Source organism: Ruegeria atlantica, assembly GCF_013032505.1.
GTDB lineage: Bacteria > Pseudomonadota > Alphaproteobacteria > Rhodobacterales > Rhodobacteraceae > Ruegeria > Ruegeria atlantica_F.
In genome coordinates this window covers 708,183-732,017 of the sequence record NZ_WQCG01000003.1, presented here as the reverse complement: position 1 = coordinate 732,017, position 23,835 = coordinate 708,183, and the positions used below count along the sequence as shown (strand labels likewise).

The 23,835-nt window shown below is 57.5% G+C and carries 25 protein-coding genes; 17 read left to right on the top strand and 8 right to left on the bottom strand.

The features are described 5' to 3' along the window. Window positions 1-43: 43 nt before the first annotated feature. The 17 genes from rplO (at window position 44) to GOW92_RS15335 (ending at window position 16,564) form a co-directional block, all read left to right on the top strand. Window positions 44-517, top strand: a complete 474-nt coding sequence (rplO, locus tag GOW92_RS15415; protein ID WP_170561466.1) for a 50S ribosomal protein L15 — start codon at window positions 44-46, stop codon at window positions 515-517. A gap of 109 nt (window positions 518-626) precedes the next feature. Continuing rightward, window positions 627-1,991, top strand: a complete 1,365-nt coding sequence (gene secY, locus GOW92_RS15410) for a preprotein translocase subunit SecY (protein WP_170561465.1) — start codon at window positions 627-629, stop codon at window positions 1,989-1,991. Next, window positions 1,988-2,656, top strand: a complete 669-nt coding sequence (locus GOW92_RS15405) for an adenylate kinase (protein WP_170561464.1) — start codon at window positions 1,988-1,990, stop codon at window positions 2,654-2,656. The genes secY and GOW92_RS15405 overlap by 4 nt, the downstream gene beginning before the upstream one ends. A gap of 201 nt (window positions 2,657-2,857) precedes the next feature. Continuing rightward, window positions 2,858-3,226 (top strand): 30S ribosomal protein S13, encoded by a 369-nt coding sequence (gene rpsM, locus GOW92_RS15400; protein ID WP_170419393.1) that lies wholly within the window; start codon window positions 2,858-2,860, stop codon window positions 3,224-3,226. Between the two features lie 15 nt (window positions 3,227-3,241). Next, window positions 3,242-3,631 carry a 30S ribosomal protein S11 gene (rpsK, locus tag GOW92_RS15395; RefSeq protein ID WP_008757289.1) on the top strand — a complete coding sequence of 130 codons (390 nt, stop codon included), beginning with the start codon at window positions 3,242-3,244 and terminating at the stop codon, window positions 3,629-3,631. Window positions 3,632-3,745: 114 nt separating this feature from the next. Further along, the gene (locus tag GOW92_RS15390; RefSeq protein WP_058272456.1) at window positions 3,746-4,762 is read left to right on the top strand and encodes a DNA-directed RNA polymerase subunit alpha; all 1,017 of its coding nucleotides are present in this window, start codon (window positions 3,746-3,748) and stop codon (window positions 4,760-4,762) included. A 117-nt stretch (window positions 4,763-4,879) separates the two neighbouring features. Further along, window positions 4,880-5,302, top strand: a complete 423-nt coding sequence (rplQ, locus tag GOW92_RS15385; RefSeq protein WP_170561463.1) for a 50S ribosomal protein L17 — start codon at window positions 4,880-4,882, stop codon at window positions 5,300-5,302. Between the two features lie 158 nt (window positions 5,303-5,460). Beyond that, entirely contained in the window at window positions 5,461-6,516 is a 1,056-nt protein-coding gene (locus tag GOW92_RS15380; protein WP_170561462.1) for a TauD/TfdA family dioxygenase, read from the top strand. A 79-nt stretch (window positions 6,517-6,595) separates the two neighbouring features. Continuing rightward, window positions 6,596-7,984, top strand: coding sequence for a trypsin-like peptidase domain-containing protein (locus tag GOW92_RS15375; RefSeq protein ID WP_438826357.1), 1,389 nt, complete (start codon window positions 6,596-6,598; stop codon window positions 7,982-7,984). A 4-nt stretch (window positions 7,985-7,988) separates the two neighbouring features. Further along, window positions 7,989-9,302 (top strand): replication-associated recombination protein A, encoded by a 1,314-nt coding sequence (locus tag GOW92_RS15370; protein ID WP_170561460.1) that lies wholly within the window; start codon window positions 7,989-7,991, stop codon window positions 9,300-9,302. A 106-nt stretch (window positions 9,303-9,408) separates the two neighbouring features. After that, window positions 9,409-10,452, top strand: a complete 1,044-nt coding sequence (locus tag GOW92_RS15365) for an RluA family pseudouridine synthase (RefSeq protein ID WP_170561459.1) — start codon at window positions 9,409-9,411, stop codon at window positions 10,450-10,452. After that, window positions 10,449-11,120, top strand: a complete 672-nt coding sequence (locus tag GOW92_RS15360) for an HAD-IA family hydrolase (RefSeq protein ID WP_170561458.1) — start codon at window positions 10,449-10,451, stop codon at window positions 11,118-11,120. The genes GOW92_RS15365 and GOW92_RS15360 overlap by 4 nt, the downstream gene beginning before the upstream one ends. 4 nt (window positions 11,121-11,124) lie before the next feature. After that, on the top strand, window positions 11,125-11,832 hold the full coding sequence (locus tag GOW92_RS15355; RefSeq protein ID WP_170561457.1) for an ATP12 family chaperone protein: 708 nt from the start codon (window positions 11,125-11,127) through the stop codon (window positions 11,830-11,832). 207 nt (window positions 11,833-12,039) lie between these two features. Next, a complete protein-coding gene (locus GOW92_RS15350; RefSeq protein WP_170561456.1) occupies window positions 12,040-13,059 on the top strand; it encodes an amino acid ABC transporter substrate-binding protein in 1,020 nt (339 codons plus the stop codon). 126 nt (window positions 13,060-13,185) lie between these two features. Continuing rightward, on the top strand, window positions 13,186-14,454 hold the full coding sequence (locus GOW92_RS15345; protein ID WP_170561455.1) for an amino acid ABC transporter permease: 1,269 nt from the start codon (window positions 13,186-13,188) through the stop codon (window positions 14,452-14,454). A 1-nt stretch (window position 14,455) separates the two neighbouring features. Beyond that, window positions 14,456-15,760 (top strand): amino acid ABC transporter permease, encoded by a 1,305-nt coding sequence (locus tag GOW92_RS15340; RefSeq protein WP_170561454.1) that lies wholly within the window; start codon window positions 14,456-14,458, stop codon window positions 15,758-15,760. 12 nt (window positions 15,761-15,772) lie between these two features. Beyond that, window positions 15,773-16,564 carry an amino acid ABC transporter ATP-binding protein gene (locus tag GOW92_RS15335; protein ID WP_302477300.1) on the top strand — a complete coding sequence of 264 codons (792 nt, stop codon included), beginning with the start codon at window positions 15,773-15,775 and terminating at the stop codon, window positions 16,562-16,564. Between the two features lie 48 nt (window positions 16,565-16,612). On the opposite strand, the gene GOW92_RS15330 is transcribed toward GOW92_RS15335, so the two are convergent. From GOW92_RS15330 to yidC, 8 genes are all read right to left on the bottom strand, one after another. Then, window positions 16,613-17,110 carry a SixA phosphatase family protein gene (locus GOW92_RS15330; RefSeq protein ID WP_170561453.1) on the bottom strand — a complete coding sequence of 166 codons (498 nt, stop codon included), beginning with the start codon at window positions 17,108-17,110 and terminating at the stop codon, window positions 16,613-16,615. Further along, window positions 17,107-17,793, bottom strand: a complete 687-nt coding sequence (locus GOW92_RS15325) for a ferredoxin (RefSeq protein WP_170561452.1) — start codon at window positions 17,791-17,793, stop codon at window positions 17,107-17,109. The genes GOW92_RS15330 and GOW92_RS15325 overlap by 4 nt, the downstream gene beginning before the upstream one ends. A gap of 18 nt (window positions 17,794-17,811) precedes the next feature. Next, a complete protein-coding gene (argB, locus tag GOW92_RS15320) occupies window positions 17,812-18,675 on the bottom strand; it encodes an acetylglutamate kinase (protein WP_058272395.1) in 864 nt (287 codons plus the stop codon). Window positions 18,676-18,781: 106 nt separating this feature from the next. Beyond that, a complete protein-coding gene (locus tag GOW92_RS15315; RefSeq protein WP_170561451.1) occupies window positions 18,782-20,185 on the bottom strand; it encodes a PepSY-associated TM helix domain-containing protein in 1,404 nt (467 codons plus the stop codon). Between the two features lie 67 nt (window positions 20,186-20,252). Then, window positions 20,253-20,621, bottom strand: coding sequence for a DUF2946 domain-containing protein (locus GOW92_RS15310; protein WP_170561450.1), 369 nt, complete (start codon window positions 20,619-20,621; stop codon window positions 20,253-20,255). Further along, complete coding sequence (yihA, locus tag GOW92_RS15305) at window positions 20,618-21,271, bottom strand: ribosome biogenesis GTP-binding protein YihA/YsxC (RefSeq protein ID WP_170561449.1); 654 nt, start codon at window positions 21,269-21,271, stop codon at window positions 20,618-20,620. The genes GOW92_RS15310 and yihA overlap by 4 nt, the downstream gene beginning before the upstream one ends. Beyond that, window positions 21,268-22,005, bottom strand: coding sequence for an MOSC domain-containing protein (locus tag GOW92_RS15300; protein WP_170561448.1), 738 nt, complete (start codon window positions 22,003-22,005; stop codon window positions 21,268-21,270). Before GOW92_RS15300 ends, yihA begins: the two co-directional genes overlap by 4 nt. Then, a complete protein-coding gene (gene yidC, locus GOW92_RS15295; RefSeq protein ID WP_170561447.1) occupies window positions 22,002-23,831 on the bottom strand; it encodes a membrane protein insertase YidC in 1,830 nt (609 codons plus the stop codon). Before yidC ends, GOW92_RS15300 begins: the two co-directional genes overlap by 4 nt. Between the last annotated feature and the right edge of the window lie 4 nt (window positions 23,832-23,835).

Genomic DNA, 23,835 nt, shown 5'->3' with positions numbered 1-23,835 from the left:
CCCATCACGCTTCGGGGGTCATTTCCGGCTTAGGAGAAGCGAAATGAAACTGCACGAATTGCGCGACAATCCTGGCGCCACACCGAAACGCACTCGCGTTGGCCGTGGTCCCGGTTCCGGCAAAGGTAAAATGGGTGGCCGTGGTATCAAAGGCCAGAAATCCCGTTCTGGTGTGGCCATCAACGGCTACGAAGGCGGCCAGATGCCGCTGTACCAACGCTTGCCCAAGCGCGGCTTCAACAAGCCGAACCGCAAGGAATTTGCCGTTGTCAACCTGGGCCTGATCCAGAAATTCGTCGACGCCGGCAAACTGGATGCAAAGGCTGCGATCACCGAAGATGCACTGATTGCATCCGGTCTGGTCCGTCGCAAACTGGACGGTATCCGCGTTCTTGCCAAAGGCGAAATCAGCGCGAAAGTGAACCTGGAAGTAACCGGTGCTTCGAAATCTGCTGTTGAAGCAGTTGAGAAAGCGGGCGGCTCACTTAAGGTCACAAAAGCTGCTGCGGCAGAGTAAGCGCTTGTGAGCGGGCCAAGACCCGCTTACATAGACCTCAGAGTTTTCCAAGACGCCGCCCGAGCCGGAAAACGGTTCCGGGCGGTGTTTTCATAAGAGAGACCGATTTATGGTATCAGCAGCAGAACAAATGGCAGCCAACACAAGCTGGTCTGCCCTTGGTAAAGCCACCGATCTGCGCAACCGCATCCTGTTCACGCTTGCATTGCTGATCGTCTATCGTTTGGGCACCTTCATTCCGGTGCCGGGGATCGACGGACAAGCACTGCGCGAGTTCATGGAACAGGCGGGGCAGGGCATCGGCGGCATGGTTTCGATGTTCACTGGCGGGGCGCTGGGGCGGATGGGTATTTTTGCCCTCGGCATCATGCCTTACATTTCAGCCTCGATCATCGTGCAACTGCTGACATCCATGGTTCCCGCGCTCGAGCAACTCAAGAAAGAGGGCGAGCAGGGACGCAAGAAGATCAACCAGTATACCCGTTTCGGCACTGTGGCCCTGGCCACCGTTCAGGCCTATGGTCTGGCCGTTTCGCTGGAATCGGGCGATCTGGCAACTGATCCGGGCCTGTTCTTCCGCATGTCGACCATGATCACTCTGGTCGGTGGTACGATGTTCCTGATGTGGTTGGGTGAACAGATCACCGCGCGCGGCATTGGCAATGGTATCTCTCTGATCATCTTTGTCGGTATTATTGCCGAGGTTCCGGCCGCACTGGCGCAGTTCTTTGCCTCTGGCCGTTCGGGCGCAATTAGCCCTGCCGTGATCATCGGTGTGATCGTCATGGTCATCGCGGTCATCACTTTCGTGGTGTTTATGGAACGGGCTCTGCGCAAGATCCACATTCAGTACCCGCGTCGCCAGGCCGGTATGAAGGTGTATGAAGGCGGCTCCAGCCACCTGCCGGTCAAAGTTAACCCGGCGGGCGTTATCCCGGCGATCTTTGCCAGCTCGCTGCTGCTGCTGCCGGTCACGATCTCGACCTTCTCTTCGGGTGCCACCAACGGTCCGATCATGTCGTGGCTGTTGGCCAACTTTGGCCCCGGACAGCCGTTGTACCTGCTGTTCTTCGCGTCGATGATCGTGTTCTTTGCCTATTTCTATACGTTCAACGTGTCATTCAAACCGGATGATGTTGCGGACAACCTGAAAAAGCAGAACGGTTTTGTGCCCGGTATTCGCCCCGGCAAGAAAACCGCCGAGTATCTGGAATACGTGGTCAACCGCGTGCTGGTTCTGGGCTCGGCTTATCTGGCGGCTGTCTGCCTGCTGCCTGAAATTCTGCGGAACCAGTTCGCTATCCCGTTCTACTTTGGCGGCACGTCGGTTCTGATTATCGTCTCTGTGACTATGGACACCATCCAGCAAGTCCAGAGCCATCTGCTGGCGCATCAATACGAAGGGCTTATCGAAAAGTCCCAGCTGCGCGGTAAAAGCAAGAAACGCAGCAGGAAGGGACCCGCTCGTCGATGAACATCATTTTGTTGGGCCCGCCGGGTGCGGGCAAAGGGACGCAAGCGCGTCACCTGGTGGAAACGCGCGGCATGGTACAGCTGAGCACTGGGGACATGCTACGAGAAGCCAAGGACAGCGGCACCGAAATGGGCAACCGCGTGGCCGAGGTGATGGCCAAGGGTGAACTGGTCACCGATGAGATCGTCATCGGCCTGATCCGCGAAAAGCTGGAACAGGGTGCCAAAGGCGGGTTTATCTTTGACGGCTTCCCACGCACATTGGCACAGGCCGATGCCTTGGGGGACCTCCTGAACAGCACTGGCGAAACGCTGGACGCGGTTATCGCGATGGAAGTCAACGACGACGCGCTGGTTGAACGGATCACAGCCCGGTCGACCTGTGGCGGTTGCGGCGAGGTCTACAACGACATCACCAAACCGATCCCGGCAGATGGAAAGTGCACCAACTGCGGCAAGGAAAACGACTTCAAGCGCCGCGCAGATGATAATGAGGAAAGCCTCAAGACTCGTCTGATGGAATACTACAAAAAGACCTCGATGCTGATCGGCTATTACTATGCCAAGGGCAACCTGTCCTGGGTTGACGGTCTGGGTGAGATTGACGCTGTTCAGGCGGAAATTTCGCAAGTCCTGGACGGTGGTGTCGACGTCGGAAACGGCTGATCCAATTCTGCTCTTGACCTGAGCGGGAAAAGCCCATATCGACCCACATCCCTATGGGAATCACAATCGCGTGCGGGATTCGTCTGGCGCGCACTGACCACCTCGTACAAATGCTGGATCCTCTGGCGTCACTGCCAAGATCAAGTGTTGTGAAAAAAGGTTCCGGAGCTACGGAACCGCAACAAAAAAGGAAAGTGACACGTGGCACGTATTGCCGGCGTAAACATCCCGACTGCAAAGCGGGTACCAATCGCCCTTACATATATCACCGGTATCGGAAACACCTCGGCCAAAGCAATCTGCGAAGCCGTTGGCATCGAAGCGACCCGTCGCGTCAATGAACTGTCCGACGCCGAAGTTCTGGCTATCCGCGAACATATCGACGCAAACTTCACCGTCGAAGGTGACCTGCGCCGTGAAGTCCAGATGAACGTCAAACGCCTGATGGACCTGGGCTGCTACCGCGGTCTGCGTCACCGCCGCAACCTGCCGGTTCGCGGTCAGCGTACCCACACCAATGCTCGTACCCGCAAAGGCCCCGCAAAGGCCATTGCTGGTAAGAAGAAATAAGGGAGGGTCTGACTGATGGCACGTGATAAGACTCGCGTTAAGCGCAAAGAGCGTAAGAACATCGCATCGGGCGTTGCCCATGTGAACTCGACCTTCAACAACACCAAGATCCTGATCTCGGACGTACAGGGCAACGCCATTTCGTGGTCGTCTGCCGGTACCATGGGCTTCAAGGGATCGCGGAAATCGACCCCCTACGCCGCTCAGATGGCTGCAGAAGATGCAGGCAAAAAGGCGCAGGAGCATGGCGTCAAGACGCTGGAAGTCGAAGTTCAGGGCCCCGGTTCGGGTCGTGAATCGGCTCTGCGCGCGCTGGCTGCAGTGGGCTTCAACATCACGTCGATCCGTGACGTGACTCCGATTGCTCACAATGGCTGCCGCCCACCGAAGCGTCGCCGCGTCTAAGCGATTTTGAATTGAGCTGGGGCTGTGTTTTCGCACGGCCCCAGCACGTCATTTTGAACCTCGGGCGTCTGCACCTTGTTGGTCATGGGGCGCGGACAGGAATGGAGGGATTACATGATCCATAAGAATTGGGCTGAATTGATCAAGCCGACCCAGCTTGACGGCAAGCCGGGCAACGATCCCGCACGTCAGGCAACTCTGGTTGCCGAGCCGCTGGAGCGTGGCTTTGGTCTGACTCTGGGCAACGCGCTGCGTCGCGTTCTGATGAGCTCGCTGCAAGGCGCGGCCATCACCAGCGTCCAGATCGACAACGTATTGCACGAATTCTCGAGCGTCGCAGGCGTTCGTGAAGATGTGACCGACATCATCCTGAACCTCAAGCAAGTTGCCCTGCGCATGGAAGTCGAAGGGCCCAAGCGCCTGTCGATCAATGCGAAAGGCCCCGCAGTTGTCACCGCCGGTGACATCAGCGAAAGCGCGGGTATCGAGGTTCTGAACCGCGATCACGTCATCTGCCACCTGGACGATGGCGCCGACCTGTTCATGGAACTGACCGTCAACACCGGTAAAGGTTACGTCTCGGCTGAAAAGAACAAGCCAGAAGACGCGCCTATCGGCCTTATCCCGATCGACGCGATCTATTCGCCGGTCAAAAAGGTTGCCTATGACGTTCAGCCGACTCGTGAAGGTCAGGTTCTGGACTATGACAAGCTGACCCTGAAGATCGAAACTGATGGTTCGATCACTCCGGAAGACGCGCTGGCCTTTGCCGCACGTATCCTGCAGGATCAGCTGTCGATCTTCGTCAACTTCGACGAGCCCGAAGCGGCTGGTCGTCAGGACGAAGATGATGGTCTGGAGTTCAACCCGCTGCTGCTGAAGAAAGTGGACGAGCTGGAACTGTCGGTCCGTTCGGCAAACTGCCTGAAGAACGACAACATCGTTTACATCGGCGACCTGATCCAGAAGACCGAAGCCGAGATGCTGCGCACTCCGAACTTCGGCCGCAAGTCGCTGAACGAGATCAAGGAAGTGCTGTCCGGCATGGGGCTGCACCTCGGCATGGATGTCGAGGACTGGCCGCCCGACAACATCGAAGATCTGGCCAAGAAATTCGAAGACGCGTTCTAAACGCGTCTTTCCCAATGCCCGGGCTGCCGGGGACCATATGGGCACGTCGCCCCAAGGAGAGCCGGTGACACGCATCGCCGGCCAGACAAAGCAAAACGCGAAAGAAGGAACTAGAAAATGCGTCACGCACGTGGTTACCGCCGCCTGAACCGTACTCATGAGCACCGCAAGGCGCTCTTTGCGAACATGGCTGGCTCGCTCATCGAGCATGAGCAGATCAAAACAACTCTGCCCAAGGCAAAAGAACTGCGCCCGATCATCGAAAAGCTGGTCACTCTGGGCAAGCGCGGCGACCTGCACGCCCGCCGTCAGGCCGCGGCACAGCTGAAAGAAGACAAAGATGTCGCGAAGCTGTTCGAAGTTCTGGGCCCCCGCTACGCCGAGCGTCAGGGCGGTTATGTCCGCATCCTGAAAGCTGGCTTCCGCTATGGCGACATGGCTCCGATGGCGATCATCGAATTAGTTGACCGTGATCTGGACGCCAAAGGCGCGGCTGACAAAGCCCGCGTTGCCGCCGAAGAGGCAGCAGACGAAGAATAAGAAAGCCCGGCTTTCTGACCTGAACCCCTGCGTCCCGGACGCGGGGGTTTTTCTTTTTTGGCCCCTTGGTGTCGTATTCGATACATTTGGGGGGATATCCGTTGATGAAACCCTGAACCTCACAGATCATGCTGAGAGATGAGTGTGGAGGACGTATGATGGCAATTCCAAAGGAACTACCAGGCGAACTCACCGGCCCGTCTGTCTGGGCCGGTCAGGACATGCGCACGCGTCAGAGTGAATGGATCATTGATCTAACGGCGGACGACATTGAAGACCTTGAACAAGCCGCCAGTCATTATTTGAGCCTGGGAAGAGATATCGGTGAGATCACAAAATCCGCTTTTCCCCTAAAACGGTTTGACCGGCATCTTGCAAGCCTACGAGAGAAGCTGATCAACGGGATCGGTTTCGAAGTGATCCGTGGCCTTCCGGTGCAGACTTATACGCAACAGGTCGCGGCCACGATTTTCTGCGGTGTCGGTGCTCATCTGGGCTCGGCCCGGTCGCAGAACGCGCAGGGGCACATTCTGGGGCATGTGCGCGACATCGGTGCAGATGCGAACGATCCGAATACCCGGATCTATCAAACGCATGAGCGCCAGACATTTCACACCGACAGCGCCGATATCGTCGGCCTGCTGTGCCTGCGCGAGGCTAAAGAGGGCGGAGACTCGCTGCTGGTCAGTGCCGAGACGATCTATAATAGGATGCGGTCAGAATGCCCGGAATTGTTGGAACTGTTGTTTGACCCAATAGCAACCGACCGGCGCGGGGAAGTGCCGGACGGCATGGAACCTTTCATGTCGATCCCACCGTTTTCCTGGCACGATGGTAAGCTGACGGTGTTTTACCAAAGACAGTATATCGACAGTGCGCAACGATTTCCTGAAGCGATGCGGCTGACACCGGATCACATTGAGGCGCTGGACCGGTTTGATGCGCTGGCGAATGATCCCGACCTCTGTCTTTCCATGCGGCTGCAACCGGGCGACATGCAGTTCGTGTACAACCATTCGCAACTGCACGATCGGACCGGGTTCGTGGACTGGCCTGACCCGGCAGAGCGCCGCCATTTGCTGAGGCTTTGGCTATCGCCGGAAGGAGATCGCGAATTGCCCGAAGTTTTCAGGCAACGTTACGGCACCATCGAGGTGGGCCAGCGCGGCGGGATTATCACAGAAGGCACGCGGCTGCACGCTCCGTTGGATTGACGGCTCCGACGCGCTGAACCGATGCTTGCATTACGGCCCGTGTAGACGCATATCCGATAGGCGATTAACCAACGGATGGATCATGCGGAAAGTTCTCTGTTCTCTGATGCTGGCGACGCTTGCAATGTCAGCAAATGCTGAAACAAAGGTACCAACATCGCAGGCCGAAATCAGCCTCGGTTTCGCCCCGGTGGTGAAACAGGCCTCACCCGCAGTCGTCAATATTTATGCCAAGATCGTAAGACAGGGCGGGGCCAATCCGTTTTTCTCGGACCCGTTTTTTGAAGAGTTCTTTGGCGGGGGATTTGCCGAACCGCGCCCGCGAGTTCAGAACTCGCTGGGCTCGGGCGTCATTTTGTCTGCGGACGGCTATGTGGTGTCGAACTACCACGTTGTTGGAACTGCCACAGAAATCCGCGTCGTGACAACTGATCGGCGTGAGTATTCGGCACACGTGGTGCTGGGGGACCAGGAAAGCGATATTGCGATACTGCGGTTGGACGAGGCCAAAGACCTGCCGCATCTGAACTTTCGCGACTCCGACCACGTCGAGGTGGGAGAGCTGGCACTGGCGATTGGCAACCCGTTTGGTGTCGGCCAAACCGTGTCTTCTGGCATCATCTCAGGTCTGGCGCGGACTGGGACAGCGACGGGTAATGCACGTGGGTACTTCATTCAGACCGACGCCGCGATTAATCCGGGCAATTCCGGCGGGGCGCTGATCGACGTGAATGGTGATCTGATCGGGATCAACACCTCGATCCTGACGCGTTCTGGTGGTTCCAACGGCATTGGGTTTGCAATCCCGGCCAACTTGGTGGCCGAGTTTCTGCGCCAGGCCAAGGCAGGGAATGACAGCTTTGTCAGCCCGTGGGCGGGTGTGACTGGACAACACATGAGTGCGGATATTGCCGAATCTCTGGGGCTGGTTATTCCGATGGGTGTTGTCATCACCAATCTGCATGATCTGAGCCCGCTGGCTGACGCTGGCCTGCGCATCGGCGATGTGGTGACCCATGTTGATGGTGATGAGGTGAACTCACCCGCCGAGATGAAGTTTCGCATGTCCGTGGCAGGGGTCGGCGGCACATCGATCCTAACCCGGTTGCGAGGCGACGATCGCGCAGACGTTGAGGTTGCCCTGATCAAAGTCCCGGAAACCCCACCGGCTGACGAAACCGTTCTGAATGACGACACAGTGATGCCGGGTCTGAAGGTTTCGCGCGTCAACCCGGCCGTGATCATACGGATGGGATTGAAGCTGACGCAAACCGGCGTGGTCGTGGTGGATGCTGACCGGTTTGGCGGGCGTTCCGGTTTGCGCGCGGGTGACGTGCTTCAACATATTAACGGTGCTGATATCAAGCACCCGCAGGACGTTGTACGCGCCCTGACGGATCCTGGACGTCGCGTGAACCTGGATGTTCTGCGTGGCGGACAGCAAGTATCCCTGCGTTTCCGGTTGTGATCTGGTGAGTGATCTATTCGATACCGGGGCGACCGCGCCCGCGCCAAACCCGAACCGCCCGTTGGCGGATCGGTTACGCCCGCAGTCGTTGGCTGACGTCATCGGACAACAGCAGGTTCTTGGCCCGGACGCTCCACTGGGGGTTATGTTGGCCTCGGGTAGCCTGTCCAGTTTGGTTTTCTGGGGTCCGCCGGGCGTCGGGAAAACCACCATTGCACGCTTGCTGGCAAAGGAAACTGACCTGCAATTTGTTCAGATCAGTGCGATATTCACTGGCGTTCCAGATCTGAAGAAAGTGTTCGAAGCGGCCAAGTTCCGTCGGCAGAACGGGCAGGGCACGTTGCTGTTCGTTGACGAAATCCATCGCTTCAACAAAGCGCAGCAGGACGGGTTCCTGCCGCATATGGAGGATGGGACGATCCTGCTGGTCGGGGCCACGACCGAGAACCCGTCCTTTGAGCTTAACGCCGCTGTGCTTAGCCGAGCACAGGTACTTGTCCTTGAACGGCTCAGCCTCGCCGACCTTGAACGTCTGACACAGCGCGCAGAGAAAGAGCTGGACCGCGCCCTGCCGTTGACGGGCAATGCCCGCGAAGCTCTGCAAGAGATGGCGGATGGCGACGGGCGCGCGCTGTTGAATCTGATCGAACAAGTTGCGGCTTGGAAGGTGGATGCACCGCTGGACCCTGATGCGTTGTCCACACGGCTAATGCGCCGCGCGGCCAAATACGACAAATCCGGGGACGAGCACTACAATCTGATTTCGGCCCTGCATAAGTCCGTGCGCGGATCTGACCCGGATGCGGCGCTCTATTGGTTCGCGCGGATGCTGACGGGTGGAGAAGATCCGCGATATCTTGCACGGCGGATTACGCGGATGGCGGTCGAAGACATCGGTCTCGCCGATCCGCAGGCGCAGTCGATCTGCTTGCACGCGTGGGAAACTTACGAACGCCTGGGCAGCCCCGAGGGTGAACTGGCCATCGCGCAGGCGCTGGTCTATCTGGCTTTGGCTCCCAAATCGAACGGCGCTTATGTAGGCTACAAAGCCGCCATGAGGCTGGCCAAGCAATCGGGTAGCGAACCGCCGCCAAAGCATATCCTGAACGCACCGACGTCGATGATGAAAGATCAGGGCTATGGCGCGGGCTATGCTTATGATCATGATGCAGAGGATGGGTTTTCGGGTCAGAACTATTTTCCCGATGGAATGGACCGACCCGAGCTGTATCAGCCCGTGGAGCGTGGTTTTGAGCGGGAACTGAAAAAGCGGCTGGATTACTTTGCTAAGCTTCGGTCGCAGCGGAACAGGTCCTAGCGCTGGCTTGACTCTTGCCGTGCGGCACGCCACAGACGCGCATGTTTTCTAAGGCACCTGAGGGCACACAATCCGCGCGGAACCGCCGCGTGAAGGGGATATCGGTATGAGTGGCGTACAATTGATCACCGTGGCAGAGGGGGATGGCGATCAGCGGATTGACCGGTGGTTGCGCCGACTGTTCCCGCATGTCAGCCAGGGTCGAATCGAAAAGATGTGCCGCAAAGGCGAACTGCGCGTTGAAGGAGGGCGGGTCAAAGCCTCGACCCGGCTTGAAGTCGGGCAGGTTGTACGTGTGCCGCCGCTGCCGGATGCCGATCACAAACCGGCCGAGGTCAGACGACGTATATCGGACGCGGATGCCAAGATGATCCAGTCCTGCGTGATCTACCGTGACGATCATGTTCTGGCGCTGAACAAGCCCCAGGGTCTTCCGGTGCAGGGCGGCAGTGGCCAAACCCGCCATGTAGATGGTTTGTCCGAGGCTCTGCGCTTTGGCTATGATGAAAATCCCCGCCTTGTGCACCGCTTGGACAAGGACACGTCGGGTGTTCTGCTGTTGGCCCGCACCCGCGAGGCGGCCAAAGGGCTGACGGCTGCTTTTCGTCATCGCGACACCCGCAAGATTTACTGGGCGTTGGTGGCAGGCGTGCCGACGCCATATCTGGGTGAAATCAAGACCGGGTTGGTGAAGGCCCCCGGTCACGGCAAGCACGGCGAAGGCGAAAAGATGATACCCGTGCATCTGAATGAAATTGACGAAACCCCCGGTGCGAAACGAGCGCATACGCTCTATTCAACGCTTTATCGGGTCGCGGGCCGCGCCTCGTGGGTGGCGATGGAGCCGATTACCGGGCGCACACACCAGTTACGGGCGCATATGGCGGCAATTGGCCATCCAATTGTCGGGGATGGCAAATACGGTGGCTCGGGGCAAGAAAACCTGGGCGATGGCTGGGGCGCCCAATTGGGTGGGATTATTAGCAAAAAACTGCATTTGCACGCGCGGCAGGCTTCTTTCCAGCATCCGGTCACACGCAAGACCATTACCGTTAAGGCGCCCTTGCCTGAGCATATGAAACACAGTTGGGACACTTTCGGCTGGACCGAAGATCTGGCCGCGGATGATCCGTTCGAGGAACTGCAATGAGCGCACCCTTGCGTCTGGTGCTGTTCGATGTGGACGGAACGCTTGTTGACAGTCAAGGCAGCATTGTCGCAGCGATGACCGCCAGTTTCGACGCCCAGTCCCTGCCGGTCCCCGCCCGCAAGGCGATTTTGTCTATTGTCGGTCTGTCCTTGCCTAATGCCATGGCCCAGCTTGCGCCCGAGCAGGGCGAAACGGTTCAGCATAAATTGGTTGAGGGTTACAAACAGGCTTATCACGCACACCGTCTGGAACAGGGGGCCGCAAGCTCTCCGCTTTATCCCGGTGCGCGGGAGGTTATCCAAGCACTGCATTCCATCCCTGAGATGTTGTTGGGTGTGGCAACCGGTAAATCTCAACGCGGCCTGGACGCCTTGATCGAAGCGCATAATCTGGAGCGCTTTTTCGTGACCCGACAGGTTGCTGACCATCATCCTTCGAAACCTCATCCGTCGATGATCGATACAGCCCGTTCCGAAACCGGCGTTGATGCGGTGGATACGGTGATGATTGGCGACACCCGGTTCGATATGGATATGGCACAGGCCGCCGGGGTGGCGGGAATTGGCGTATCCTGGGGATATCATGACCGTTCCGCCCTAACCGGTGCGGCTCGCATTATTGAAACCTTTGATCAGCTGCCCCGTGCGCTGGATGACATCTGGACCTGAAGACATGAGCGACTGGAAGCCCAAGCGATTTTGGACCGCAAGTGCGGTTGTCCAAGCGGACGACGGATACACGGTTGAACTGGATGGCCGCCGGGTCAAAACACCGGCCAAGGCAGCGTTGATACTGCCGACCCAGGCGATGGCCGAAGCGGTTGCGGCTGAATGGGATGCTCAGGAAAAAGAGGTCGATCCGACCCTCATGCCGTTCACGCGTTCGGCAAACGCGGCCATCGACAAGGTACGTCATCAGCACGCCGAGGTTGCAGACATGCTGGCCGACTACGGCGATTCGGATCTGCTGTGTTACCGGGCGACCCACCCGCAAACGTTGCAACAACGGCAAGCCGATCAATGGGACCCGGCCCTGGATTGGGCGGCTGAAACTCTGGCCGCGCGATTGATTCCCGTGGCTGGTGTGCTGCATCAGCCACAGTCTGCGGAAGTGCTAAACGCACTTCGAGGTCGCGTTCACGATTTCAACGACTTCCAGCTTGCTGCTTTCCACGATCTGGTCAGCCTCTCCGGCTCGCTGGTCCTTGGATTTGCTGCCGCCATGGGTTGGCGCCCGGCCGGGGATATCTGGGAAATCTCAAGGCTCGACGAGGCCTGGCAAATCGAACAATGGGGCCACGACGACGAGGCGCACGCGGCGGCCGAGATCAAAAAGGCTGCGTTCCTACACGCAAAACGGTTCTTTGAAATCTCTATCTGAGCCTACCGGGCATTAAATTGTGATACAGATGCGGTCATCGCTGAGTTGACTCATCGTTTTCCCTGATCCGACCCTTGACGTTTGTTTATGAATGCGAGCAAACTCATGCCCACTAAAGGGGAGACACCTTTGGAGTAACCTTTCTGGTGCCAGAGGTGCCGGACAGAGCCGCCTCGGACAGGGGCGGATAATCAGGAAGAGGTAAAAATGAAAAAATCCGTAATTTTGGGCGTGGCCACAGTTGCCGGTCTGGCTGCTGCAGCAGCCACTGCGGGCACTGTTGACGACGTCAAGGCCCGTGGCAAATTGAACTGTGGCGTGACCACCGGTCTGGTTGGCTTTGCCGCACCGGATGCCAACGGCGAATGGAAAGGCTTTGACGTGGCAGTATGCCGTGCCGTTGCCGCCGCCGTACTGGGTGACGCAAGCGCAGTTGAATTCGTTCCGACCACCGGTAAGACACGCTTTACCGCGCTGGCTTCGGGTGAGATCGACATGCTGGCCCGTAACACCACCTGGACGTTCAGCCGCGATGTGGACCTGAAGTTCGAATTTGTGGGCGTCAACTACTATGACGGTCAGGGTTTCATGGTTCCAAAAGCGCTGGGTGTAACCTCGGCTAAGGAACTGGACGGCGCGACCGTCTGCATCCAGACCGGCACCACCACCGAGCTGAACCTGGCGGACTTCTTCCGCTCGAACAACATCAGCTACGAGCCGGTTCCGATCGAAACCAACGCCGAAGCGCAGCAGCAGTATCTGGCTGGTGCATGTGACGTTTACACCACCGACGCTTCGGGCCTGGCCGCTACCCGCGCCACGTTCGAAAACCCCGGTGATCACGTCCTGCTGCCCGAAATCATCTCGAAAGAGCCGCTGGGCCCGCTGGTCCGTCATGGCGACCACGAGTGGGGCGATGTTGTCCGCTGGACCCTGAACGCGCTTATTTCGGCTGAAGAGCTGGGTGTTACCTCGGCCAATATCGACGAACTGAGCTCGGGTGCTGGTGACAACCCCGAAGTAAACCGTCTGCTGGGTACCGAAGGAACTCTGGGCGAGATGCTGGGTCTGGACGCTGACTGGGCTGCACGCGCAATCAAGGCGGGTGGCAACTACGGTGAAGTGTTTGCCCAGAACATCGGCGAAGAAACTCCGATTGGTCTGGCACGCGGTCTGAACGCACAGTGGACCGATGGTGGTCTGCTGTACTCGCCGCCGTTCCGCTAAAATCCACGGGAAAGGGCGCAGGGCAACCTGCGCCCTTTTTCCATGAATAAGAAACACTCCCGAATAGATTGAGCGAAGACCAACTTCGCCGACAAAAATCGGGATGCACGGGGATAAACATAGGTCATGACGACTCTCACTGACCCGCCGAAGGAGCAGTTCCGGCTGTCCATGCTCCTTTATGATACGCGGTACCGATCAGCGACCATTCAGGTCATTGCATTGATCGGTTTCATGCTTCTGGCAGCCTGGATTATTTCTAACACTATTCAAAACCTCGAGGCTCTGGGCAAACCGGTCGAGTTTGGCTTTTTCGGGGAATCGGCAAGCTATGATATCAATCAGCGTTTGTTGGAATACAGCTCACAAGACAGCCACCTGAGAGCAGCCTTTATAGGTCTGCTAAACACGCTGGTCGTAGCTGTTTTGGGTTGTATCACAGCGACAATCGTCGGCGTTCTGGTTGGTGTCCTGCGCCTGTCCAACAACTGGTTGGTCGCGCGGATCATGACCGTCTATGTCGAGATGTTCCGCAATGTGCCTGTTTTGTTGTGGATCGTTCTGGCAATGGCCATTCTGATCGAGGGTCTACCAGCACCAAACGCATTCCGGGGCGATAACCCGACAGCTACGATGGATTTGTTCAATTCCGTCGCTGTCACTAATCGCGGCGTGTATATCCCCGAGTTCCTGTTTTCGCGCAGCTTGGGTGACATCCACCTGTTCGGAACATCAAGCATTCGGTTCGATGTTTCGTTGGACCTGATTGCTTTTCTGATCGTTCTGGGTGGTAGTATCTTTACCATGCGCAAGGTTTCGGCCTGGGCCGCAGCCAAACAAGAGGCGACCGGTGACCGCCCGAAAATCTGGCATATCCAGTTGGGCATCCTGTTCGTTCCGATGATCATCCTGCTTGCAGCACTGGGCTTCCACCTCGGCTACCCTGAACTAAAGGGTTTCAACTTCAAGGGCGGCACCCATATGCGCAACTCATTGATCGCGTTGTGGCTGGCCTTGTCGCTGTACACAGCAGCCTTCATCGCCGAGATCGTGCGCGCTGGTATCCTAGCCATCTCAAAGGGTCAGAGCGAGGCAGCCGCTGCTTTAGGACTGCGTCCGGGCCGGATCATGCGTTTGGTGATCCTGCCGCAGGCGCTGCGGGTGATTATTCCGCCGATGATCTCGAACTATCTGAACCTGACCAAGAACTCGTCACTGGCGATTGCGGTCGGATACATGGACATCACGGGTACATTGGGTGGCATCACCATGAACCAGACCGGCCGCGAACTGGAATGTGTTCTGCTGCTGATGCTGGTCTATCTGTGCATCTCGCTGAGCATTTCGGCGGTGATGAACTGGTACAATAACCGTGTCAAACTGGTGGAGCGGTAATATGAGTGATGTTTCATTTGTCCGCACAGAGATGTTGCCGGAACAAGCTCCGCCAGCGTCTGAAGTCGGTGCGATTGGCTGGATCAGGCACAACCTGTTTTCCGGCTGGTTCAACTCGATCCTGACGTTGATTTCGCTTTATGCGATCTACTACGTTCTATCGGGTGTTCTGCCGTGGGTCTTCCAGTCCGTCTGGAACGCGAACTCGCTGAACGAATGCCGCGAGATCATGATGGCAACTTGGGGTTCAACCCATGGCCATGCCTGTTGGGCGGTGATCAACGATCGCTGGCTGCAGTTGCTGTTTGGGTTCTACCCAAGCCATCTGTACTGGCGTCCGATCGTTGCACTGCTACTGTTGCTAGTGGCACTAGCTCCGGTTCTATATTCGGACCGTGTGCCAACCAAGATGCTGATCTTTTCGGCGATCTACCCCTTCCTGATGGTCTGGCTTATGTGGGGCGGTACGATTTGGGGCCCGATCTCGGCAGCGCTGGGTTTTGTTGTTGGTTGGGGTGTCTACACACTGGTCAGCAAGCAACTGAGCGGCCTGTTTGGCATAATTCTTGGGGTTTTGGCCTCCGTGGTTTGGTGGCTGGTCATCTCCAGCTATTTCGCCAGTGCAATGGCATCGATCATCCCAATCGGCATTGAAGCGGTCCAAAGTCGTCAGTTCGGTGGGTTCATGCTCGCGATCTTGCTGGGTGTTGTGGCCATCGGTGTTTCGTTGCCGATTGGAATCGTGTTGGCGCTGGGCCGTCAGTCCGACCTGTTGATCGTTAAGTACCTGTGCGTGGGCTTTATCGAGTTCATCCGCGGCGTGCCTCTAATCACCCTTTTGTTTGTGGCCTCGCTGCTGCTGAACCTGTTCCTGCCACCGGGCACCAACTTTGACATCATCCTGCGGGTGATGATCATGATGACCCTGTTCTCGGCTGCCTATATGGCCGAGGTGATCCGGGGTGGTCTGGCTGCTCTGCCACGGGGTCAGTATGAAGGTGCCGACAGTCTCGGCCTGAACTACTGGCAAGCACAGCGACTGATCATCATGCCGCAAGCCCTGAAAATCTCAATTCCGGGCATCGTGAGCACATTCATCGGGATCTTCAAGGATACGACACTGGTGTCGATCATCGGACTATTCGACGTGATCGGACTGGCATCCGCCATCCGTGCCGACACCGCCTGGAACGGCATCTACTGGGAACTGTTCGCGTTCATCGCGGCGCTGTTCTTCGTCGTCTGCTTCTCCATGTCCCGTTATTCCATGTATCTGGAGCGCAAGCTTCAGACTGGCCACCGTTAAGGAGTTCAACACATGTCTGAACTTGCAATTGAACGCGAAATCGACCGCTCGAAGATGCAGGTGAGCGACGAGGTCGCCATCGAAATCACCAACATGAACAAGTGGTACGGGTCCTTCCATGTGCTGCGCGACATCAATCTGACCGTCAATCAAGGCGAGCGGATCGTTATCGCGGGGCCGTCGGGGTCGGGTAAGTCCACGTTGATCCGCTGCCTGAACGCGCTGGAAGAACACCAGCAGGGCAAGATCGTCGTGGACGGAACCGAGTTGTCGAATGACCTCAAGAACATCGACAAGATCCGGTCTGAGGTTGGCATGGTGTTCCAGCACTTCAACCTGTTCCCGCATCTGAGCATTCTGGAAAACTGCACGTTGGCCCCGATCTGGGTGCGCAAGACGCCCAAGAAAGAGGCCGAAGAGCGTGCGATGCACTTCCTGGAAAAGGTGAAAATCCCCGAACAGGCGGATAAGTACCCCGGTCAGCTTTCGGGTGGTCAGCAGCAGCGTGTGGCGATTGCCCGCTCGCTCTGCATGATGCCTCGGATCATGTTGTTCGATGAACCGACATCGGCGTTGGACCCCGAGATGATCAAAGAGGTGCTCGACACCATGATCGAACTGGCCGAGGAAGGCATGACCATGCTGTGCGTGACGCACGAGATGGGTTTTGCCCGTCAGGTCGCAAACCGCGTGATCTTCATGGATGCCGGTCAGATCGTTGAGCAGAACGAACCGGAAGAGTTCTTCAACAACCCCAAAAGCGAGCGGACGAAACTGTTCCTCAGCCAGATTTTGGGGCACTGAACCCGATTGCCAAATCAGGAAAAGGCGGGGCTATGGCCTCGCCTTTTCCTATTCCAGCAACGCGCGTGGAATGACAAACCCCTGAACATTGCCGCTGTGCCACCGAACGTTTGACCAATTCCTGATGTCAAAGTGGATCACCGTTGTTGCGCATGTCGGATAGTCGAAGAACCGGGCGTGATCCGGCGGGGTCTTGACGATCTGGTTTGCAAAAGAGGCGATGCCGGGATTGTGGCCCAACATCAAAACAGTCTGACCTGTCGCGCCCGATAATTCGCGCAGCATATCTGCGGAGTCCGCATGATAAAGGGTTCGGTGAAAGCGAACTTTGTCCGCGTGCAAACCCATCTTCTCCCAGGTCTCGCGCGTTCTGACCGAGCTTGAGCTAAGAACTTCTTGCGGCAGCCAATCGTTACTACGCAGCCATGCACCAATTGCCGAAGCTGACCTGCGCCCGCGCTTATTCAGCGGGCGATCATGATCGGCAAGGGCGGGACTGTCCCAACTGGATTTCGCGTGGCGTGTCAGGATCAGAGTGCGGGTCATGACGGGTGAAACGCCTTCATGTGGTGTGCGGACTGTTCCGGATCGCGCTCGGCACCGGCGCTGAGAGGGCAAGACAGCCTTACAAGGCAGCCGCCTGTCATGCATGTTTGTCCTTCGGCGGTGGACAAGTGGGCATGGCAGGCTTTCACATCATAAAACTCGCGGCTGTTTAATGCGCCAACAGGGCATGTTTGGGTGCAGGGGGCCTCGCATGTGTCGCAGGGGGCCGCGCCGGGCGGTGCGGGTATGGGAAACTCACTGCTGAAGTGCAGGGCACCTCGGAATGAGATCATCATGCCGACCTGATCATGTACCAAAGCCCCTACCGGGCTGCTGAAGGTCCGCCCCGACTTTAATGCCCAGTCGATAAAGGGCGCATAGGGCGGGCCGCCAAACGGAAAATAGGCTTTGGCGGATAAGTCTTGCGCCATCTGCCCCACCACACGCGACGACCAGCGGTCAACCGGGTCTTTGCCGTGCCATTCCGGTGAGGATTTCAAGGCGGGCCAGAACGCTGCCCCCGCGCCCAACAGGATCAGCGTTCCGCCATCCAATTGCTTTGCATCCGTAAGACGGGGGTGTAGCGCTCCCATGACGATCAGGCCGACGTCCTGTGCCGCCTGTTCGATTTGAGCATAGGTAAACGCCGCTGCGGTCGAGGAGGGTGGATGGCCTTTGTTCATGTCTCCTCCGCCGATAATTCAGTCCGGCCGGATCAGCGACCCGGCACCGTGTTCCGTATAAAGTTCAAGCAGGACGGCATTGGGCGCACGCCCATCGAGGATAACTACGGCACGGACCCCGCTGTGCAACGCATCCAGCGCAGTTTCGGTCTTTGGGATCATCCCGCCGGCAATTGTTCCGTCCAGCGTCATCTCGCGGATCTGACCGGCCTTCAGCTCGGTCACGACATCCCCCGCTGCGTTTTTCACGCCAGAGACATCGGTCAATAACAGCAGGCGATCGGCCTTCAGCGCCGATGCAATGGCCCCGGCAGCGGTGTCGCCATTAACATTGAAGGTCTCACCATTTCGACCAGCACCCAGAGGGGCAATCACCGGTATTACGTCATGTGCAAACAGGTCATGCAGGATTTTCGGGTTCATTTCTGCCGGACTTCCGACAAAACCCAGGGACTCATCGGTCTGATCACAGGTCATCAACTGCGCATCCTTGCCCGACAGGCCCACAGCCGAGCCACCCTGACCGTTGATGGCCTGCACGATGCGCTTGTTCACCAGGCCGGACAGAACCATCTCGACCACTTCAACGGTGGCTTTATCGGTGACACGCTTGCCATTCACAAACTCGGATTGGATATCCAGCTTGTCCAGCATTGCGTTGATCATCGGACCGCCACCATGCACGACGACCGGGTTTACCCCAACCTGACGCATCAGAACGACGTCGCGGGCAAAGCTTTCCATCGCCTCGTCGCTGCCCATGGCGTGGCCGCCAAGTTTGATGACGACAATCGCGCCGTCATAGCGTTGCAGGTAAGGCAGTGCGCTGTTCAGCGTTGCGGCGGTTGCGATCCAGTCCCGGTTCATGTCTCTTGTCTTCATGGCTGCAGTCCCTCTGGGAACCCGTGTTAGGACCTTTGCGCAGCTCTGCCAAGACCGGATCGCTTATAGCGCCGCACCGGGTTGTCCGATGCGGCCTGATTGCATGTCAGCTCACCGCGCGTTTTATCGCCGGGACGTTGCTGATCAACAGCAAGTCAATGGCCAGCACGACCAGCAAAGTCAGGCCCACAAGCGGGAAAGCCATCGCGGTGAACAAGCCGATCAGGACGGCCCCTTTCCACAATGGCAGTTCCGCAGGCATCGGCGGTGCGGCTAGACGTCGGGCCCGCTGAGGGCGACGTTTTACCCACATCACAACGCCAGAGACGCAGACGAAGATGACAGACAGGCAGAACACAACATTCAAAACAAAATTCCACATACCCATCAGGCCCATGTGAAACGGGATGCCCAGCGCCATGGATTTCCCCATCACCGAGTAATCCTGATACCGGACATCCGCTAAAATTTTGCCGGTATACTGGTCCACATGAACGGTACGGTCATTCACTGGATCGGTCGAGTCGCTGCTCATGCTGTCGCGGTTCAGGGTCCAGACACCATCCTCGCCGTTGGGATAGGCCACGCGGAACCGCCCGGTCATATCCAATGCGGAGCCAAGAGCAACAAGCGCGTCGATATCTACCAACGCGCCGTCTGCTACTCCGTCGACCCCGGCATCGGACCCTGAGGCAGGCATCGGGGTTTGTTCCAACGCCCATGGAACGTCATTTCGGTGCCCGTGGTTCATGCTGGCGTGGATATCATCGGACAGGGGCACGTTGTCCCATTTTTCAGCTGGAAAGCTGCTCCAGGGTTGGACGATCATGCCGCCCCAGACGCCGGCCCAAGACAAGCCCGAGATCAGAAAAACGACCAGCAACCCGGACATCCAGAATCCGATCACGGCGTGCAGCGATTTCCAAAAGGCGCGACCGCGAGCGCGCAGATTGGGCACAAAAGCAGCCCAGGCATTTCCACGCGGCCACCACAAATAAAGACCGGTAAAGACCAAAAGCAGGCTCAGCCCCGCAGCGACTTCTAACATGCGGTCTCCGGTTGTGCCGATCAGCAGAGTCGAGTGGATGTTGTCAGCCAGATCATACCACCCGGCGCGGCGATCCCAGACCTGCAGGACTTTTCCAGCATAGGGATCGATGGCCACAAGTCGCTGACCTTCTTCGGTTTTGATGCGGAACACGGTCGCCAAATCATCAGCTTTGGGACCGATCCATTCGACGACTGTGCCAGGCACCTCTTCGAGCGCAATGACGGCCTGTTGGGATGCGGGTAGCGCTTGCCCCTGGACCTCTACGGCGATCTTTTCGCCATCGCGACCATCGAACTGGGTGATGAACATCATCATCAGGCCTGTGACAGCCAAAATTATCAGGAAAGGGATGACGAAGATCCCCGCATAGAAATGCCACCGCCAGGCGGCGAAATAGAATTTTTGCGCAGCAGTGCTCTGCGCCGGGGTGTCCCCCAGGTTTTGGCTGTTTAGTGCCATTTTTATTCTCCGGATTCGAGTATTGCCCCGCGCAGCGAGTGCACGGGTTCAAAAGTGTTGAAGTGAATCAGGAGAAGATGGGTGGCCCTCGCGCATCATAGCGGGCATAGAACCCGGCACTGCGATGGGTAAAATCACGATGGTTCCAGCGTGGCTGGATCGTAACCGCAAAAGGGACGGTCGCGCCGACTGACTGCAAGTGAATATCAGCCGTAAAGCCTGCGAATGGGCACATTGCGCGCAAGTCCGTGTCGTCGTGCACAGGACCGTCGGGGTCCAGATCGACCCATTGTTCCACAGTGCCCTCGCCGGTACAGATCACCAGCAGAACTTTCCCATCCCCGCCCATCGCGGGCATCCAACCCTGTGGGATCGCACTGGTCAGTATTAGCGCCAGCAGCGTCAGAAACGGGAAAATACGACCGATCAGGATCATTCCAGATGCGCGATAATCGAGCGCAGTGTGGGGATCCCGTCGCCTTTTTCCGATGAGGTCAGAACGATCTCGGGGAAGGCGGCCGGGTGTTTGGACAACGCGCCGCGCACCTGATCCAGCACCTTCTGTCTCTCGTTGGCTTTGACCTTGTCTGCCTTGGTCATCACGCATTGAAATGTGACAGCGCTGGTATCCAGCAGTTTCATGATCTCGGCATCGACCGGCTTCACCCCGTGGCGCGAGTCAATCAGGACAAAGGCCCGGCGGAGGGTCTGGCGACCGCTCAGGTATTGCTTCAGCAGCCGCTGCCATTTTTCAACGACCTTCACCGGGGCGTTGGCGTATCCGTACCCGGGCAGATCGACCAGATAGAGTTCAGGACCTTGGGTGAAAAAGTTGATCTCTTGCGTGCGGCCAGGCGTATTGGACGCGCGTGCCAATCCCTTGGTGCCGGTCAGCGCGTTGATCAGGCTGGACTTGCCTACGTTTGAGCGCCCGGCAAAGCAGACCTCAAGACGGTCCGGTGCAGGCAGGCCATCCATGGCGACCACGCCTTTGACAAACTCGGACTCGCCTGCAAACAGTTTGCGGCCGCGTTCCAGCGCGAACTCGTCCGGGTCTTCAGCCAGTGGGAAGGGAAGGGTGGTCATAACGGGTGAACCTTATCGCCAACTGAAATTGTGCCGCCCCGGACGACCTCGGTGTAAACGCCGAAATCCTGATGGCCCCAGCTTTTCAATGTGCCCAGCGTATCTGCGTCGCGTACGCCGGTTTCGGGATTTGCCGTTGTGGCCAAACAACGTTGAATGCGCTCTTTGACACTGAACACGGCCTCGCCAATCTGCACCTCGCGACCCAGCCAGTCGAACTCTTCCCACAGGGGCAGGCCGTCGAACCAGATGTTACCACGCCAGCGCTGGATCGACAGATTGCTGCCAAGCTTTTGCTCGACCGCGCGGTGCGATGCCACGTTGCACAGGCTGATCGAAGGATAGTCGCTGTCTGTCATACCTCGACCCGGCACACGGATGATCCGGGCCGACGCTGCCCGATCCGCAGGCATTAGCGGTTGGACCCAGTCCAGAAAAACCTGCTGCTGCTCGTCCGGATCAAAAGTCAGATCGGGACGATTTGGATGTGTCAACGTTACCGTGTCGCCGTTCAGCCGGGCCGAGATGGCCATAAGCTGCGGTGCCTTTGATCCACGGCTGAAATTGGCGCAGGGCACCCATTGCGAGCCATCGGCCTTTGACACTTCATGCGCGACCGCCCAAACGCGATCCCCGGGCATTGTCTGCCCGGGGGTCACTGTAACGGACTGAACGGCTTCACGACCATGACTTTTGATCGGATGCCGCCAGATATGAGTTACTTCAGCATTCATTTGTCGTCCGTTTTGGGCGTACGTTTGAAGCCGGATTTGATGTTGCCAAACACATCGGGCTTATAGCCCTGACTGCGCATGATCAGGTACTGCTGCGTGAAGGTGATCGTGTTGTTCGCGATCCAGTAAACGACCAGCCCGCTGGCAAAGCTGCCCAGCATGAACATGAATACCCAAGGCATCCAGGCAAAGATCATCGCCTGAGTTGGATCTGTTGGTGCCGGGTTCAGTTTTTGCTGCAACCACATCGAGATCCCCAACAGCAAAGGCAGGATACCAATGAAGATCAGCGCCATGAAAGTATCTGGCTGAGGACCTGCGAAGGGCAGCAAACCAAACAGGTTCATGATCGACGTCGGATCGGGCGCGCTCAGATCCCGGAACGGACCAAACCATGGGGCTTGACGCAGTTCGATGGTAACAAAGATCACCTTATACAGTGAGAAGAAGATCGGGATCTGCATCAGGATCGGCAAACAGCCCGCGGCCGGGTTCACCTTTTCCTTCTTGTACAGCTCCATCATGCCCTGCTGCATCTTCTGGCGGTCATCGCCGGCGGCTTCTTTCAAGGCCTCCATCTGCGGCTGAAGTTCTTTCATCTTCGCCATCGAGACGTAGGATTTGAACGCCAGCGGGAACAGGATCGCCTTGATGATCAGCGTCAGGCCGATGATCGACCAGCCCATGTTGCCGATCAGTGCGTTGATGTTGTGCAGCAGCCAGAAAATCGGCTTGGTCAGGAAGTAGAACCAGCCCCAGTCGATGCTGTCGACGAACTTCTGCACACCGGCAGCCTGATACTCGCGAATGGTCTCCCATTCTTTCGCACCTGCGAACAGCTGGGTGGTGACTTCTTCAGTTGCGCCGGGCGCAACAGTCAGCGTCGGCAGAACTGTTTCGGTCTGGTAGATCTTGCGGCGAGCGTCATACTTTGCCGCCGCTTTGAATGCCGACCCCTCAGCAGGGATCAGAGTCGTCATCCAATAGTGATCGGTAAAGCCGACCCAGCCGCCTTCCTTAATCTGGAAGACTTCGGCCTGCGCACGTTCGTTCGGGTCAATGTCAAAGTCGCGCACATCGCCATAGTCGATCTCGTCCAGAACGCCATCGGCCATGACCATCACGCCTTCATGCAAAATGAAGAAGTTCTTCAGGTCGGGCAGATCGCCGTCTTCACCCATGCCGTGACGGGCCAGGATGCCGTATGGGGCCATGCCGACCTCGGCCTGGGTGTTGTTTTCAACCGACTGGGTGACAGTGAACATATAATCCTGATCCACTGCAATGTTGCGACGGAAGGTCAAGCCATTGCCGTTGTCCCATTTCAGAGTGACCGGAGTATCGACGCCAAGGGTTTCGCCGTCTTCAACGGTCCACAGCGTGTTCGGGCCGGGGACGTCCGCACCTGCGACACCTGCGCCTGGTGCCCATCCGTACAAGGCATAATACGCCGAGTCCGACCCGACGGGCGACAGCAGCTCAACAATGGGTGCGCCTTCTTCTATCGAAACCTTGTAGTCTTTCAGGAACAACTCATCGATGCGACCGCCTGACAGAGACAGGCTGCCTTTCAGGCGGGGTGTTTCGATTTCGATCCGCGGTGCTTGGGCGTCGGGTTCAATCTCAGTTGCGTCTGCGGTTGCTTCACCAACTGTATTGGTGCCCGCGGCGCTTGGGGTCTGAACCTCGGTGCCATCAGTCGCGCTGATTTCGGTGGTTTCCGGTGCGGTTGTCTGTTCCGGAGGAGGAAACAGCACGAACCAAACCAGGATCACGAGAAAACTGAGCGCGGTTGCGAGGATGAGGTTCTTGTTCTGATCGTCCATCGGG

Excerpts from the sequence above, each read along its gene's own strand:
- GOW92_RS15315 (WP_170561451.1), bottom strand. The coding sequence starts at position 20,185 with ATGGCACTAAACAGCCAAAACCTGGGGGACACCCCGGCGCAGAGCACT.
- GOW92_RS15300 (WP_170561448.1), bottom strand. The coding sequence starts at position 22,005 with ATGAATGCTGAAGTAACTCATATCTGGCGGCATCCGATCAAAAGTCAT.
- argB (WP_058272395.1), bottom strand. The coding sequence starts at position 18,675 with ATGAAGACAAGAGACATGAACCGGGACTGGATCGCAACCGCCGCAACG.
- GOW92_RS15405 (WP_170561464.1), top strand. The coding sequence starts at position 1,988 with ATGAACATCATTTTGTTGGGCCCGCCGGGTGCGGGCAAAGGGACGCAA.
- GOW92_RS15345 (WP_170561455.1), top strand. The coding sequence starts at position 13,186 with ATGACGACTCTCACTGACCCGCCGAAGGAGCAGTTCCGGCTGTCCATG.
- GOW92_RS15325 (WP_170561452.1), bottom strand. The coding sequence starts at position 17,793 with ATGAACAAAGGCCATCCACCCTCCTCGACCGCAGCGGCGTTTACCTAT.
- GOW92_RS15335 (WP_302477300.1), top strand. The coding sequence starts at position 15,773 with ATGTCTGAACTTGCAATTGAACGCGAAATCGACCGCTCGAAGATGCAG.
- GOW92_RS15365 (WP_170561459.1), top strand. The coding sequence starts at position 9,409 with ATGAGTGGCGTACAATTGATCACCGTGGCAGAGGGGGATGGCGATCAG.
- GOW92_RS15330 (WP_170561453.1), bottom strand. The coding sequence starts at position 17,110 with ATGACCCGCACTCTGATCCTGACACGCCACGCGAAATCCAGTTGGGAC.
- yihA (WP_170561449.1), bottom strand. The coding sequence starts at position 21,271 with ATGACCACCCTTCCCTTCCCACTGGCTGAAGACCCGGACGAGTTCGCG.
- secY (WP_170561465.1), top strand. The coding sequence starts at position 627 with ATGGTATCAGCAGCAGAACAAATGGCAGCCAACACAAGCTGGTCTGCC.
- GOW92_RS15310 (WP_170561450.1), bottom strand. The coding sequence starts at position 20,621 with ATGATCCTGATCGGTCGTATTTTCCCGTTTCTGACGCTGCTGGCGCTA.
- GOW92_RS15350 (WP_170561456.1), top strand. The coding sequence starts at position 12,040 with ATGAAAAAATCCGTAATTTTGGGCGTGGCCACAGTTGCCGGTCTGGCT.
- GOW92_RS15355 (WP_170561457.1), top strand. The coding sequence starts at position 11,125 with ATGAGCGACTGGAAGCCCAAGCGATTTTGGACCGCAAGTGCGGTTGTC.
- GOW92_RS15390 (WP_058272456.1), top strand. The coding sequence starts at position 3,746 with ATGATCCATAAGAATTGGGCTGAATTGATCAAGCCGACCCAGCTTGAC.
- rplO (WP_170561466.1), top strand. The coding sequence starts at position 44 with ATGAAACTGCACGAATTGCGCGACAATCCTGGCGCCACACCGAAACGC.
- rplQ (WP_170561463.1), top strand. The coding sequence starts at position 4,880 with ATGCGTCACGCACGTGGTTACCGCCGCCTGAACCGTACTCATGAGCAC.
- GOW92_RS15380 (WP_170561462.1), top strand. The coding sequence starts at position 5,461 with ATGGCAATTCCAAAGGAACTACCAGGCGAACTCACCGGCCCGTCTGTC.
- rpsK (WP_008757289.1), top strand. The coding sequence starts at position 3,242 with ATGGCACGTGATAAGACTCGCGTTAAGCGCAAAGAGCGTAAGAACATC.
- GOW92_RS15360 (WP_170561458.1), top strand. The coding sequence starts at position 10,449 with ATGAGCGCACCCTTGCGTCTGGTGCTGTTCGATGTGGACGGAACGCTT.
- GOW92_RS15340 (WP_170561454.1), top strand. The coding sequence starts at position 14,456 with ATGAGTGATGTTTCATTTGTCCGCACAGAGATGTTGCCGGAACAAGCT.
- yidC (WP_170561447.1), bottom strand. The coding sequence starts at position 23,831 with ATGGACGATCAGAACAAGAACCTCATCCTCGCAACCGCGCTCAGTTTT.